Below are 14,622 nucleotides of genomic sequence, written 5' to 3' on the forward strand. Positions count from 1 at the left end.
ATCAGCGGCCCGGGTGATGTCCTCGGCGGTGACGCGCTCGTCGGCCTGTGCGGCGCCAAAACGCGGATACTGCTGCTGAGCTGGGCGTTTGCCGGACGATTAGGCTGCTCTGCGGTACTCGCTGATCAATCCTGTATGGTCCTTCGACGGTGAAATCCGGGAGGCCATATCGATCACCTCGCTGGGATCGTGCAACGGCGGGCGGAGGGAACGGCTCTGATGCGGGCGATGTTGGTTGTAGTGGTGTTCGTACTCGGTCAGGACTTTACGCAGGTGCCGCTCACCATTGATGAGCAGGTGGTCGAGGCACTCACGGCGTAGCGTTCCCGCAAACCGTTCGGCGAATGCGTTCGCTCGTGGTGACCGGACGGGTGTCTTGATGACTCGCACGCCGGCGGCGGTGAACAGCTCATCGAAGGAGCGGGAGAACTTGCCGTCACGGTCCCGGATGAGGAACTTGAACGCGCCGGCGCGTTCTCCCAGGTCCATCAGCAGATTCCGGGCTTGCTGGGTGGTCCATGCGCCCGTGGGGTTGGAGGTGAGGCCCAGCACGTGCACGCGGCGTGTCTCGATCTCCATGACGAACAGGACGTGCAAGCGTTTGAGGAAGACAGTGTCGACGTGCAGGAAGTCGCAGGCCAGGATGCCGGAGGTTTGCGAGGTGAGGAACTGTCGCCAGGTCGGTGAGGTCTGTCGTGGCGCTGGGCCGAGGCCGGCCGCGGCGAGGATCCGGCGAATGGTGCCCTCCCCGATTCGATGGCCGAGGCCGAGCAGTTCCCCCTGGATCCGCCGGTGCCCCCATCGGGGATTTTCCCTGGCCAGTCGGATCACCAGATGACGTAGCTCGCTCGGGATCGGTGGACGCCCGGTCGCGTTCAAACGTCCAGCGTTGGCTGACCAGCCGGCGGTGCCAGGCCAACAAGGTGCCAGGCGTCACGATCCGATGGAGGCGAAGCCGTGCAGGAAGCAGCCGCGCCAGTGCGGCCAGCAGCGCCCGGTCGGCCCAGTCCGGTTGCGGCCGGGAAACCTGACGACGCAGGACGGCGACCTCATGACGCAGCACCAAAATCTCCACGTCCTTGGAAGTGTCGCCTCGCGCGAGAAGCGCCAACCAGCCGAACAACCGGACCATCAGCAGATACAGCAGGCGTAGAAACACGAGTGCTGAGGATAGAAGGCCAGGTCAGACGCCATGGGCGAGTTTTGGCACCGCACAGGGCAACCACACGCTGACGGGTGAACCTTGTTCCATACCTCGGGGGCGAATCGCCGGCATGCTCCCGGCCTGGTCCACGTCCCTGAAGCCGAGAAGCTGCGTCTGAGTCCGCGCTCGCCGGACGCCAGGCCGGCCCTGCCTGGACGGAAACTGCCGTGAAGAAAACCTGCCGAGCGGCGAACACTGGATGACAGTTGCCTTCGGAAGGACGCCATGACTGCACCACCTGACGCCAACGACGTGATGGAAGACGTCACGGTGGTCGAGCGGTCGCTGCACAGTCCCGACCTTTTCGCCCTGCTGTACGACCGGTACTTCCAGGAGGTCCACCGTTATCTGGCCGCCCGGCTCGGCAGTGAGCAGGCCGAGGATCTGGTCGCGGACGCCTTCCTGCTCGCGTTCAACGGCAGGCACGGCTTCGACCCGCAGCGGGGAACCGTGCGGTCGTGGTTGTTCGGCATCGCCACGAACGTCGTGGCCCGTCACCGCCGCAGGGAGGGCCGCCGCCTGAACGCGCTCAGCAAGGTGGCTGCCGAGGAATCCATCGACGGGCACGAGGATCGGGTGACCGCGCAACTCGCGGCGCGGGCCAGCCGGCCGGAGCTGGTACGGGGGCTGAAGGGGCTGGCGAAGGGCGATCGCGACGTGGTGTTCCTGCTCGTGTTCGGCGGGCTGGGCTACGAGGAGATCGCCACCGCTCTGGACATACCGGTGGGGACCGTCGGGTCCCGGATCAACAGGGCGCGCAGGAAGCTGCGCAAGGCCCTGGGCGACGTCAACCCGATCGGGGAGTGGTGATGGACGAGTTGAAGCTGGTCGAGGCCGTGTTCGCCGAGCCCGAGCCCACGCCGGAGGTGGCGGCGAGGGGGCGTGACCGCCTTCTCCGCCTGACCGGCGAAGCACGGGCGTCACGGTTGCGCCGTCCGCGCCGCGGGTGGCCCGCCGGGCTGCCGATCCGGCGCGTCGCCCTGGTCGGCGCCATGGCGGTGATGCTCACCGGCGGCGTCATCGTCACCCAGACGAGTCTGGGGGGCTCCGATCCACGTACCCCCGGGTATCTGCTCGCCGCTCCTCCGGCTGACGCCAAGGCGCTGCTCACCCTGGCCGCGCGGGCCGCTGGCGACCGCCCCGACACGGTGCCTGCCCGCGGCCAGTACGTGCACCTCAAGACGCTGGCCCAGCGCAGTCTGCACACCAAGGACGAGTCGGGCCGGACGCTCTATACCAAGGTGATGGTCAACGAAGAGCGGTGGGAGGCCGCCGACGTGGGCAAGCCCTGGCTGAGCCGCAGCCAGAGCCTGTCGGGCACGGGACCGGCGCCCCGGAGATACTGGGACCACGGCGTCGAGGACATCGTGTACGAGCCGGGAACCTGTCCCGGCCAGCCGGCCTACGCGCGGCTTGGCGCGTGGCCGACGGATCCCGACCAGGTGCGCGCGAAGATCGTGGCCGACACGGGCGAGGAGCCGCTGCGCGTCTGGCGCGCTCTCCAGGGCCTGGTCCGCGAGTCCGTGATACGGCCCAGCCTGGGGGCCGCGCTGTACCAGGTCGCGGCCGGGCTGGACGGCATCGTGCTCGTCGGCGACGCCGTGGACGCCGCCGGCCGCCCCGGCCTGGCCGCCGCCATGGACGAGGGCGACGGCACCCGGTCCGAGCTGATCTTCGATCGGACGACCTACCACTATCTGGGTGAACGCACAGTGAGCACCAGGGACCGCAAGGTGAAGGTGTCCTCCGGCGTCGAGTACACCGAGAAGAAGGGCACCGTGACCGGCAGCGCGGTCCTCGCCGTCGATCTCGCCCCCGCCTTGCCCCAGGTGTCGCCGAAGGCGTCCCGCATGAAGATCCCCTGCTGAGACTTTCCCACCTGATCCGGCCATTCCGGCCGTGAGTTCTGTTTCGCATGCCTTCAGATCGATCCGGCATGCCCTCAAGGAAGAAGGAGAACATCCATGCTTGTTGCCAAGGTGGTCGCTGCCACCCTGCTCGCCGGCACGTTCGGCGGCCTCACCGCGTCGCCGTCGGGGGACGCCGCCGCGTACGAGAAGCAGACGCAACTGGAGGCCAAGCGCGTCGCCTGCATGACGGAGCGGGGCCTGGACTACGTGGCCTCCCCGGAGCCTCGCTACACGTGGCAGCCCGGGGAGCAGGAGCGGCTCGCGGGGGACCTGGCGGCGCTGCGGGCATATCGCACCAAGTACGGCTTCGGCGTCTGGTCACCGAACGTCTATCCCAAGGACAAGGTCGTCAACCCCGTCCAGCACGAGAACCCGAACAACAAGATGCTGATGTCACTCTCGGCCGGCCAGCTGAAGAAGTGGCACGCCGCCGACGACGCCTGCTTCTCCCAGGCGGTCAAGGAGGTGCTGGGCAAGACCGTCACCTCCCAGGACGACTACGGCGACCAGCTCGAAGCGGCGGTACGGAAGTCGCTGAGCGTCCTGGACCAGGACAAGAAGCTCGTCCAGCTCGGCAAGCAGTTCGCCACGTGCCTGGGCGTCAGCCGGACCGAGCCGACCGCGCTGGACGGTCTGAGCCACACGAAGATCGTGCGGCAGGCTTCGGACGTCGCCAAGAAGACGTGGAAGGGCGAACTACCCAAGGACGCCGAGGGCAAGACCGTCATCTTCCGGCCGAACCTGAAGCCCGCGCAGGCCAGGCCGTACCTGGACAAGGAGATCAAGGCGGCGCTGAAGGACCTGGAGTGCGGCAAGGACTTCTACCCCGCCTACTCCCCCAAGGCCGTAGAGATCACGTCGCGGGTCTACCAGGAGTTCGGCAGGGAGGGCGCGGCCCAGGCGGTCCCGACCCGGATCTACCACAAGCTCGGCTGACCCAGCACTCCCGAGGTGCCGCTCGTGGCGCGCGAGCGGCACCTCGATTCGTCCGCCTCCAAGGTTCCTGCCGGTGGCACGGCAGAGTCGCTTCCCAGGCCATCAGCGTCTCTGCTCCATCGGACGAGCAACTCTCCGCACATCGACCACGAGAGAGCAGATGAAATCAACACACGGAACCCTCGCCATGCTCGTGGCGGGATGTCTCATCGCCGGCGGATCCACGAGCGCCGCGCAGGCGGCAGAGCCGGCATCTCCGGTGACCGAGGTGTCGGGCTCGGTGACGCTGCTGACCGGTGACCGGGTGACCGTCACCGCGAACGGTCACCGGATCGAGCCGGGACCGGGCAGAAAGGAACGCTTCGACGTTCAGCGCCGTCAGGGACACCTCAACGTCATTCCAGAGGACGCGAAGCGGCTGCTGGCCCAGGGTCTGCTGGATGAGCGTTTGTTCGACGTCACGCAGTTGCTCGCCTGGCGGTACGGCGACGCCCACAAGGCGGAGATACCGCTGATCGTGCAGTCAGCCGAGGGGAAGCCGGCACAGACGCTCAGCGGAACGCGGAAGGCGAAGGAATTCGCCGGGCTGGGGCTGGCCGCCACGAGCGTTCCCAAGGTGTCAGCGGGCCAGACCTGGCAGAGCCTGGTCGGCGGCGCCCGATCACTGGCCGCGGGCAAGTCGAAGATCTGGCTGGACGGGAAGCGGCGCATCACCCTTGACCAGAGCGTCAAGCAGATCGGGGCCCCGCAGGCGTGGCACCAGGGGCTGACCGGAGCCGGCGTCACGGTCGCCGTGCTCGACTCCGGTTACGACGCCACGCACCCCGATCTCAAGGACGTGGTCACGCAGTCGCGCAACTTCTCCGACGAACCCGACATCACCGACCACGTTGGACATGGCACCCATGTTTCCTCCATCGTGGCAGGAGCCGGAGCCAAGTACCGGGGTGTCGCACCGGGGGCGAAGATCGCGTTCGGCAAGGTCGGCGGAGAGTACCCCAGCGAATCGGCACTGTTGGCAGGCATGGAGTGGGCCGCCGCCGAGGTCAAGGCGAAGATCATCAACATGAGCATCGGCGGCCCGGACACGCCCGGCGTCGATCCGCTGGAGCACGCCGTCAACACCCTGTCAGCGCGTACGGGAGCGCTGTTCGTCGTCGCGGCGGGCAACGACGGAACACCCGGCTCGGTCAACAGCCCGGGCAGCGCCGACGCGGCACTTACGGTCGGCGCGGTCGACAAGTCCGACCAGATGGCCGGATTCTCCAGCCGCGGCCCGAGATTGGGCGATCACGCGATCAAGCCCGACGTGACCGCCCCCGGCGTCGACATCACGGCGGCGGCCGCGCAGGGCACGGCAGAGGGCCCGTACGTCGCCCACAGCGGCACCTCCATGGCGGCGCCACACGTCGCGGGCGCGGCGGCGATCCTCGCCCAGCGGCACCCGGACTGGAACGGGGAGCAGCTCAAGGCCGCGCTCATCGGCAGCGCCGCGCCGCAGGCCGGCGCCACCCACTTCGACCAGGGCGCCGGACGCGTCGACGTGGTCCGGGCGATCGGTCAGCAGGTGTACGCCAGTCCCGCGAACATCGGCACGGTCTTCCGCTGGGGCGAACCCGGCGAGCGGCGGGCGGCCAAGGAGCTCACCTACACCAACGCCGGCGATTCCCCGGTCACGCTCGACCTCACCGTGGACGGCGACGTGCTGCGCACCTCGGCACAGCGGGTCGAGGTGCCCGCCAAGGGCACGGCGTCCGTCACCGTGACGATCGACGGGACCGGCAGACAGCCCGGTGATCACTCGGGCACCGTCACCGCCCGATCGGGTGACCTTCTCATCCGTACCGTCGCCACCGCGTACGTGGAGCCGGAAGCCTACGACGTGAAGATCAGCGCACTCGGCACCGACGGCCGGCCCGTCGACGCGGTCGGGGAGTTCTACAACGGCAAGGGCGAGAGCGTTCGGATGGTCCTGCGCGGCGCGCCGGACACCTACCGGCTCCCCGCCGGCGAGTGGAGCCTGTACGCGGACATCTACGAAGGATCACGCATCACGACCACACACCTGCCGGTGAAGGTCGGCGAACAGGGCACGGAGGTGATCCTGGACACGCGCAAGGCCAAACCGATCAGGTTCACCCTGGACGAACCCACGGCCGTCACCAGTGGATGGGTCGAGATGTGGGTGATCAACGGTTCATGGTGGCTCGGCTGGTCCGGAGGCAGGCCCGACCCCAGCTCCGTGTACTTCGTGCTCGGCTCCAAGCAGCCCGGACTGAAGTACATCAGCAGGATGCACTTCCACAAGAAGGACGCCTCCCCCACCCCCGTCCGCTACGACCTGGTGGACGAACGCCAGGACGGCATCCCCGAAGACCCCACCTACACGGCCAGGGTGAAGGACCTCGACAAGGTGACCACGACCTTCCGCGGCGCCGGAACGGCCGCGAAGGGCACCTACTTCGTGGCGACAGCCATCGAAGGCCTCTCCGACGGATTCCTGACCCCCACGAACGATGTGCCGCTGCCGGGCAAGCTCACGGAATACCGGACACGAGGGCACAAGTGGTCCAGCGCGCTGCGCGTCGGCGAATCCGCGGTCACGGGGGCCACGGAACCCACCGGCCACGGCCGCGATCGGCAGACGTGGGGCGTCGCGGTGAGCGGCCCGTCCTTCGCCACCGTGGGCGGCTGGCGAGAGGGGGACACCGTGGTGTTCGACGGCGGCCGGCTGTTCTCCGAGGGCGTGCCCGGCCGGGTCGGCATGGACGGCACGGCGACCGGCACCGTCAGCCTCGCCAGGGATGGTCAGGTCATCTCCACGATCGACTACACCAGGTGCGGGCCGTGGGAGCTCGATTCCTGCCGGTTGACCGCCGGCGTCCCGGCGAAGCCCGCGACGTACACGCTCAGCGCGACGGCCGATCGGCAGGTGCCGTACTCCACGCTCTCCACGAGGGTGGAGTCGACGTGGACGTTCCGCTCGGCGCACACCGCCGAGCGGGGAGCGCTCCCCCTGTCGGCGGTCCGCTACGCCCCCAAGGGGCTGGACGAGTACAACCGGGCCAAGCCCGGATCGTCCACCCGGGTGCCCCTCTGGATCGAACGCAATCCCGGCGCTCCCGCGGCGGCCGTGAACTCCATCCACCTGCAGATGTCCGTCGATGACGGAGTGACCTGGCGCGACATCCGGGTCAGGGCCAAGGGTTCGGCCTGGACGGCGCGGATCGACAATCCGCGCACAGCAGGCTTCGTGTCCCTGCGCACCACGGTGACCGACACCGCGGACAACCGCGTCAGCCAGACCATCCACCGCGCCTACGCGGTCGGATAACCTCCCCAGCCGCGGAGCCGGAGACGACCACCGTCGCCTCCGGCTCCGCACATGTGCGCGCCTGCGATCAGAACACCTGCACCGAGTGGCACTGCCGGTACGCAGGCCATGAACGGTGCTACGAGCAGCACCGCGCCCGGCAAGCCCTGGACCAAACAGCCCCGCCACACCTACGGCAAGCAAAAGATTCTGGTGGACGGGATGACAGTGAACGGCATCCCGAACGAGCCGCTCCTTGGCGGCCACAGGTGCCGGACGAGCCGGAGCCCGGCGTCGCTACACCGGGTTCGTGTTCACCCAGCCCGACGGCAACCGCCTGCACCCCCAGCACGTCTCCGACCAGTTCCTGTGGCTGGCCTACCTGGCCGGCCTGCCACCCATCCGGCTCCACGACCTCCGCCATGGGGCCGCCTCACTGATGCTGGCGGCCGGGGTGGAGATGAAGGTGGTGCAGGAAACGCTGGGACACACCTCCAGCGCGTTCACCGCCGACACCTACACCTCCGTCTACCCGCAGGTGGCCACAGCCCCCGCTGAGAAAACCGCGGCCCTGCTGTTCGGCAAGGGGGACCAGGGCGAGAGCGGGAGAGTGGTCTCGTTGAGGAGCTGACAGTCGGATTAGGCGTCCGGCCCCGCGTTCGTCGCCTGCTCGCGGCGAGGCGAGGCCGCTGCTCTTGCCGCACAGGCTCGGAGATGCCGGATGATCATGGTGTGTGCAGGGTTGGTGCAACCGAGCACGCACGGAGCACGCAACCGCTAGACGAAAATTCTAGAACGCATCCGATCCCGCATAGCCGCAGGTCAGGCCATGATCAAAGCGCGCCCTGCAGGATTCGAACCTGCGACCGTCGGATTAGAAGCAAGATCCTTTAGTGTCGCGGAGTGCCATTTGACGGTAGTTCGTGCCGCCTTCGCGCGCATTGCGTGTCGAGCACTGCCGGGCTATGACGACGCGTGATGTCCGTGGCCGTGCAAAAGTAGCCGCAGGTGGCCGGGTTGAGGTCACCACTGGTGGCCAGTTTTAAGTCCCCACGTCTCGTATGCCTGTCCGTGTGTCGTGGGGAGGGGTGTGCCCCTGAACGGTGATCGTGACGGTGTCAGCCAGTCACAAGGTCACCGCTCAGGGAGTCTGCCGGGCCATGAAATCTTCGGGGGAAGTCATGGACATCATCGCTGCCTACCGCGAGGTAGGCACCTATCGTGGGGCCGCTGAAATGTGCGGCACCACCCACAAAACCGTCAAACGCATCATCGAACGGGCGCTGGCCGGGGACAAGGCGCCGCCCCGCAAGCAACGAGACCACAACTACGATACGGTCGCCCAACTGGTGGCCGACAAGGTCCGCGCGACGCACGCGAAGATCTCGGCCAAGCGGCTGCTGCCCTTGGCGCAGGCAGCCGGGTACGGCGGGTCGGCGCGGAACTTCCGGCGGCTGGTCGCACAGGCCAAGAGTGACTGGCGGCGGACCAACCCGCGCGGGCGGCGCCCGGCCATCTGGACGCCGGGTGAGATGCTGGTTATCGACTGGGGCGACGCGGGCGACGGGCTGCACGTGTTCTGCGCGGTGCTGGCCTGGTCACGTTTCCGGTTCGTCCGCTTCGCCGACAACGAGCGCGCCGCCACCACGCTGGCCTTCCTGGCCGAATGCTTCGAGGCTCTGGGCGCGGTGCCCAAGGTGGTGCTGGCCGACCGGATGGGCTGCCTCAAGGGCGGCGTGGTCGCCAACAAGGTCATTCCCACCGCCGACTACGTGCGCTTGGCCACCCACTACGGCTTTCGGCCCGACTGGTGCGAGGCAGGCGATCCAGAGTCGAAGGGGATCGTGGAAAACCTGGTCGGCTACGCCAAGCGGGACCTGGTCGTCCCGCAGGCGCCGTTCGAGGACCTGATGGTGGCCAATCTTGCCGCCCGCGCCTGGTGCGCCGAGGTCAACACGGTGACTCACTCGGAGATCTGCGCCGTCCCGGCCGAACGGCTGGCCACCGAGCGGCAGGTGATGAGCGCGCTGCCGTCACTGCGGCCGCCGATCGGCAAGCCGCCCATCACACGCAAGGTGGACAAGCTGTCGTGCGTGCGGTTCGGCTCGGCCCGTTACTCGGTGCCCAACCGCCTGATCGGGGCGCGGGTCGTCATCGCCGAGGCCGACGGCCGGCTCCTGATCACCGATCTGAGCACCGGGGAGATCGTCGCCGACCATGCTCCGGTGACGCCAGGCGAGGCCGCGATCTGCGATGAGCACTACGGCGGGTCCAGGCCCGCGCCGCGTCGCGCCGCCCGGCCGCGTACGCCGACGGAGAAGGCGTTCCTGGCGCTCGGCCCGGTCGCCGAGGCCTGGCTTACCGGCTCGGCTGCCTCCGGCAACACCCGCCTGGCCGCCGATCTGGTCGAGTTGGCCGCTCTGCAAGCGGCCCATGGCGATGCCACGCTGGTGGCCGCGTTGGAGCGCGCGATGCGGTTCCGCCGCTGGCGAGCCGATGACATCCGCTCCATTCTCGCGGCCGGATCCGGCACGCCACAGCCGACACCCGCCGGGGACGCGCTGGTGATGGCCTGCCCACCGTCCCGACCCGGTCACTGGATGACTACGCCCTCGACAGGATCGGAGAGGCCGGATGACCGCGCCCACCACGCCCGCTCTGCCCGCCGACCTGGATGCCGGGCTACGCCGCCTGAAGCTGGCCACCATGCGCCGCCTGGCACCCGAACTGCTCATCACCGCCCGCACGCAGCGCTGGAACCCCGAAGAGTTCCTCCGCACCCTGCTGGAGGCCGAACTGAGCGCGCGGGATGAGTCCAACGTCCGCACCCGGATGAAGGCCGCCTCCTTCCCGGTGATCAAGACGATCGAGGAGTTCGACATCGGCGCCTCCTCCATCCCTCGCGCGACCTTCGACTACCTCGCCGGTTTGGAGTGGATCCGCGCCCAAGAGAACTACTGCGCGGTCGGTCCAGCGGGCACCGGCAAGTCCCACAGCCTGGTTGCCTTCGGCGTGGCCGCCGTCCACGCCGGTTACAAGGTGCGCTACTTCACCGCGGCCGAGCTGGTCGAGACGCTCTACCGGGGCCTGGCCGACAACTCCGTCGGCCGTGTGATCGAGAACCTGCTCCGCAACGACCTGCTGATCATCGATGAGGTGGGCTTCGCCCCGCTGGACGACACCGGCGCGCAGTTGCTGTTCCGGTTCGTGGCCGCCGCCTACGAACGCCGCGCGCTCGGCATCGGTTCGCACTGGCCCTTCGACCAGTGGGGCCGTTTCCTGCCCGAGCACACCACCGCCGTCAGTCTGCTGGACCGGCTCTTGCACCACAGCGTCGTCGTGGTTACCGAGGGCGAGTCCTTCCGCATGAAACAGGCACGAACCCGGACAGGCGGACCCTTCACCAAGAAATAGTCAACTACGAGGGAGTGGATACCTCGATCTGGCCACCAGCGGCGACACGCACTCGGCCGTTGACACGTGACGGGGCGTACGAGCACGCACCGAGCACGGCGGGCACCCTGATCAGCTATCGTGCCACACCTCCGCATTGTGGATCCCACGCCAGCCCGCACCCACATGAAGCCTGGATTGACGCCTGTGCACTCGGCGCGTGCTCCAACGCCGCCGACCGCTCTGCCTGAACCGCGCCCTGGGCGACGTCACCCAGTCCTGTGCCGGCCACCCATGACGATCTGCCCACGGGCATCGAGAACCTGGACCCGCTGCCGCTTGACCTGCACGGATGTAATTTTCGGCAGGCGCAGGCGCCACCCGGTACGACAAACTCGCCGTCCGCTACGAAGCGACTGGTCATATCGCCGCCATCAACGACTGGCTGACAATCCTCTGAGACACGATTTAGACGCAACACCAGGGAAGATCATCAGGAGCAGAATTCGCTTCGCACGCGAGCACGGAAATCCTGCTCGGACATTTCACGCCCGGAATACCCGAGCACATTCCCATTGCTGGAAATACTGGCGGGGACGGCCGCCCGGTCTATTCGAATCCCCGCCCCCGAGCCATCGGCGAACTGAATATTCACCCCGATGACCGGCACGTCGTCCGGAGCCCCTTCGGTCTCCACCTGCTTGAACTGCTTCGCGTCGCCCAGAGTTATCCGCCCCCCTTGACTGATCTCCTGATCGGGACCTGAAGCCATCCACAAAGGCTTGAACGTGTCATAGTCGACAACTTCAACCCTTTGCACCCTTTCGCCGTCACACAGCGGTGCGAAGAACTGAATCTCCCCTTTACCGTTCAACCCCACGCCGACCGGCCTCGCCTCCGGATGCTGGAATGGAATGCTGGCGCACCCGGCGAGCACCGTCATTGAAAGGGCCCCGCCGGCCACCAGGAGCAGTCGGCGCGCAAGACGCGACACGAGCACCACCCTCTAGCATTCGCTGTATGTTTTGTACACGGCATCCGCCTGCCGTTCATAGTTATTCTTGCACGGATCCAGCGGCTCGTTCAGATAGTAGACCAGAAAGGCATACCATTGGCCAGTCCTGTTCGCGTACCAGTACCCCTGCTCCATGTGCTTGGCCTCGTGCTTCAGTCGCCCGGGGGAGACCTGCCAAGCTTCCTTGCCCGTCAGGTACGTGTGGCCTATGGTTATCCCTCCGCGGCCATAGTAACTCTTCTCCAGCCCCGTGCACACGTTCAGCCCAGTTGCGCTGTTCCATGAACATTTGACGCCGGGAACTTTGGCGGCCCAATCTCTGACGCGCGTGCTCAATTCGCCGAGGGTGAGGTTGTCCGGCTGCTTCGCAAGGAATGCGAAGAGATCCACCGGCATCCCGAACACCGACGCCACCACGGTGGTTAGGTTTGCCCCTCCACAGTCGGGCGTGTTGGTTATCGCAGCGCACAACTTCGCCTTCTGATTCTCCCACTCCCGCTTTATGAGCTTTTTGCAGTCGCTGGTCCTGAGACTCTTGTCGTTGTCGCACCGCTTCAGGGTGAGTTCGATCCGTACGGTCTTCCCGGCAGCCACATTCTTCGCGAAGGTCGCATAAGCCTTCATCGCCTTACGACTCTTCGAGACGTCCTTCGCCGCCTTCCATACGATCTCGTAGTCGGATTCGCTGATGTAGGGAGCCACGGCCGTCCATCGGTCGCGCTCTGCGGCACTCCTCTTCCAGAAATCCTTCATGTTCTTGGGAAGAGGGCTGCCGTTCGGCAGGACGCCGATCCGTTCGGCCTCTTCGTCGTCGAAGACCGGAATGGTGGGCCGGACGAAGTTGTCGTAATACCACTTACGGTCGATCTTCGCGACGACGCTGAAGTCGGGGGCACCGCAGATGTTGAGCGCGGCCCCACTGCAGGCTATCGATCCTCCCCCATCGCCGATGGAACTCCCGCTCCCGCCACCACAGACCGCGACGACGGTGAGCGCGCTGCACGGGTCACCCGAGTAGCCGGCGGAGGTGTCGCCCCAGCCGGAGGTTCCGCCGCTGTTCCATGAGGTGGAAGGCTCGGTCGCGTGGCCGGTGGGGTCTGCGCCGGTGAGCGGGGTGGCGTTGGCGTAGGTGTAGTGGTTGGCCTGGACCGATGGGGCGGGGGCCAGGGTGGTGGTGTCGCGGCTGACGAAGGTACCGGCGCCTGGCTGATACCAGCGGGCGTGCATGTTCGCCTTGCCGGTGTCGGGATCGGTGTATTCGGATTGGTAGCCGAGGTTGCTCTTGGCACCGGTCTGCGCGGTGACGGCGCCGAAGGGGTCGTAGGCCGTACTCGTGGTCAGGCCCGTGGAGTTGACCGTGGCGACCAGGTCACCGTGGAGGTCGGTGAGGGTCGCGGCCGCAGCGCCGGCGCCTTCCTTCAGGCCGAGCAGTCCGCCGTCGGCGTCTCGGGCATACCTCGCCACGAGGCCGCCGGTGCTGGTGTCGGTGAGAGCGGCCAGGTCGTTCCCAAGGCCCGAGTAGGCGAAGGTCTGCTTACCCATGCCGCGGATGCGAGAGGCGACGCGGTCGAGGGCGTCGTAGGCGTAGAGGCTGTCGCCATCGGCGATCATGCGATCGAAGGCGTCGAAGGTGTAGCTGGTGGTGGTTCCGGCCTTGGTGCTGGTGGCGAGGGTGCCGCGTGGGGTGTAGGTGGAGTCGGTGCCGTCGCCGCTGGTCAGACGGTTGCGTTCGTCGTAGGTATAGGTCGCACTGCCGGCCTTGGTGCGGTTGCCGGAGGCATCCCATTCGTAGCTGGTGACAGCGTCGCCAGGGGCAGTCCAGGAGGTGAGGCGTCCGGTGTGGTCGTAGCCGTAGGTGTTGGTGCCCGCGCCGGTGGTGCCTACGGTGGTCTTGGTGGTGAGGTTGTCGTCCTTGTCCCACCCGTATGTGATCTTGGCGAGCTGGGTGCCGGAGTGGACTACATGGCCGGGCAGGTGAAGGTCGATGCTGCGCTGTTTTTCGGAGTATCGGTGGTCGGGGTCCACACCCTGCCCCTGGCGGTGTGCACTGCCCCGATGAGGCCCTGTCAGACGCCTTGGCGTATGTACAGGTCGCGCAGCAGGCCGATCTCGCCGCCGTGATGCGAGACCTCGACCAGGGCGTGCAGCGCGAGCTTCAGGTAGGTCTCATCGGCCCAACCGCCGGGACCCATGCCGATCGGGGCCAGCAGACGCTGGTCGCCAAGGGCGGCGATGCGGGAGGTGAATTGCTCCCAGTCCTCGGCGAGCGCCTCGATGCCCTCTTTCGCGGTGCCCGGCCACTCGTCGCGCTCGCCGAACTCGGGGGCGTCGTCGAAGAGGTAGATCACGTAGCCGCGCAGGCAGAGGTTGCCGATGTGCCAGACGCGCCAGGCGATCGTGGTGACGGGGTCCGGCGCATCCGGGCTCGACTCCGGAAAGACCGCGTCGACGCGGAAGACGCCGTCGTCGCCGGGGCGCAGGCCGACGCAGTCGCTGACCGGCTCCCAGTGGTACTCGGCGTCGGTCAGGCCCTCAAGGCGCCTGAACAGCATGGATCGCGCGCGTTCGAAGCTGGCGAGGATGTCTCGGGTGGCGGGATCAGTCATGTCCACCTGATGCACCCTATAGTCCGGATCATGGAGCGCTATGCCGCCCACGGCGTCAGCCGCGCCGCCATACGGACCGCCCTCGCCGATCTCCTTCCCAACCAGCCAGCCCCGGCCAGCGAGCCGTAAACCACGAGCCACAATCGTGATCTAGTGGCCCGTCTCTGAACGTTGACCCGGTAATTGATCTCGGCTGGTGAACCCGGAAAGCTGGCTGCCTCTGGAACCTGGGAGGTAGCCGTGGC

General features: G+C 67.3%; 10 protein-coding genes and 1 pseudogene. 7 read left to right on the forward strand and 4 right to left on the reverse strand.

Annotated elements, in window-relative coordinates; translation table 11 throughout:
• Positions 1 to 99 precede the first annotated feature (99 nt).
• Positions 100 to 879 carry an integrase core domain-containing protein gene (locus ABZ444_RS32270; protein ID WP_358005036.1) on the reverse strand — a complete coding sequence of 260 codons (780 nt, stop codon included), beginning with the start codon at positions 877 to 879 and terminating at the stop codon, positions 100 to 102.
• 550 nt (positions 880 to 1,429) lie between these two features.
• On the opposite strand from ABZ444_RS32270, the gene ABZ444_RS32275 reads away from it, so the two are divergent.
• The 7 genes and pseudogenes from ABZ444_RS32275 to istB all read left to right on the forward strand — a co-directional run bounded on the left by ABZ444_RS32275 (position 1,430) and on the right by istB (position 10,777).
• Positions 1,430 to 2,014, forward strand: coding sequence for an RNA polymerase sigma factor (locus ABZ444_RS32275; RefSeq protein WP_358005039.1), 585 nt, complete (start codon positions 1,430 to 1,432; stop codon positions 2,012 to 2,014).
• Positions 2,014 to 3,072 carry a CU044_5270 family protein gene (locus ABZ444_RS32280; protein ID WP_358005042.1) on the forward strand — a complete coding sequence of 353 codons (1,059 nt, stop codon included), beginning with the start codon at positions 2,014 to 2,016 and terminating at the stop codon, positions 3,070 to 3,072. Before ABZ444_RS32275 ends, ABZ444_RS32280 begins: the two co-directional genes overlap by 1 nt.
• A 96-nt stretch (positions 3,073 to 3,168) precedes the next feature.
• Positions 3,169 to 4,050 carry a hypothetical protein gene (locus ABZ444_RS32285; RefSeq protein ID WP_358005045.1) on the forward strand — a complete coding sequence of 294 codons (882 nt, stop codon included), beginning with the start codon at positions 3,169 to 3,171 and terminating at the stop codon, positions 4,048 to 4,050.
• Between the two features lie 160 nt (positions 4,051 to 4,210).
• Positions 4,211 to 7,384, forward strand: a complete 3,174-nt coding sequence (locus ABZ444_RS32290) for a S8 family serine peptidase (protein WP_358005048.1) — start codon at positions 4,211 to 4,213, stop codon at positions 7,382 to 7,384.
• A gap of 235 nt (positions 7,385 to 7,619) precedes the next feature.
• A complete protein-coding gene (locus ABZ444_RS32295) occupies positions 7,620 to 7,994 on the forward strand; it encodes a tyrosine-type recombinase/integrase (RefSeq protein ID WP_358005050.1) in 375 nt (124 codons plus the stop codon).
• 529 nt (positions 7,995 to 8,523) lie between these two features.
• Positions 8,524 to 10,001, forward strand: a pseudogene (gene istA / locus ABZ444_RS32300) (IS21 family transposase).
• A gap of 68 nt (positions 10,002 to 10,069) precedes the next feature.
• Positions 10,070 to 10,777, forward strand: coding sequence for an IS21-like element helper ATPase IstB (gene istB, locus ABZ444_RS32305; protein ID WP_358005072.1), 708 nt, complete (start codon positions 10,070 to 10,072; stop codon positions 10,775 to 10,777).
• Positions 10,778 to 11,249: 472 nt separating this feature from the next.
• Here istB and ABZ444_RS32310 read toward each other — a convergent pair whose 3' ends face one another.
• From ABZ444_RS32310 to ABZ444_RS32320, 3 genes are read right to left on the reverse strand one after another with little or no spacing between them, the layout of a single operon-like run.
• Positions 11,250 to 11,750, reverse strand: a complete 501-nt coding sequence (locus tag ABZ444_RS32310) for a hypothetical protein (protein ID WP_358005053.1) — start codon at positions 11,748 to 11,750, stop codon at positions 11,250 to 11,252.
• 12 nt (positions 11,751 to 11,762) lie between these two features.
• A complete protein-coding gene (locus ABZ444_RS32315) occupies positions 11,763 to 13,796 on the reverse strand; it encodes an RHS repeat-associated core domain-containing protein (RefSeq protein WP_358005056.1) in 2,034 nt (677 codons plus the stop codon).
• A gap of 41 nt (positions 13,797 to 13,837) precedes the next feature.
• Positions 13,838 to 14,392, reverse strand: coding sequence for a DinB family protein (locus tag ABZ444_RS32320; RefSeq protein WP_358005060.1), 555 nt, complete (start codon positions 14,390 to 14,392; stop codon positions 13,838 to 13,840).
• Between the last annotated feature and the right edge of the window lie 230 nt (positions 14,393 to 14,622).

Origin of the sequence: Nonomuraea sp. NPDC005730 (assembly GCF_040630865.1) — a bacterium.
Lineage (GTDB): Bacteria > Actinomycetota > Actinomycetes > Streptosporangiales > Streptosporangiaceae > Nonomuraea.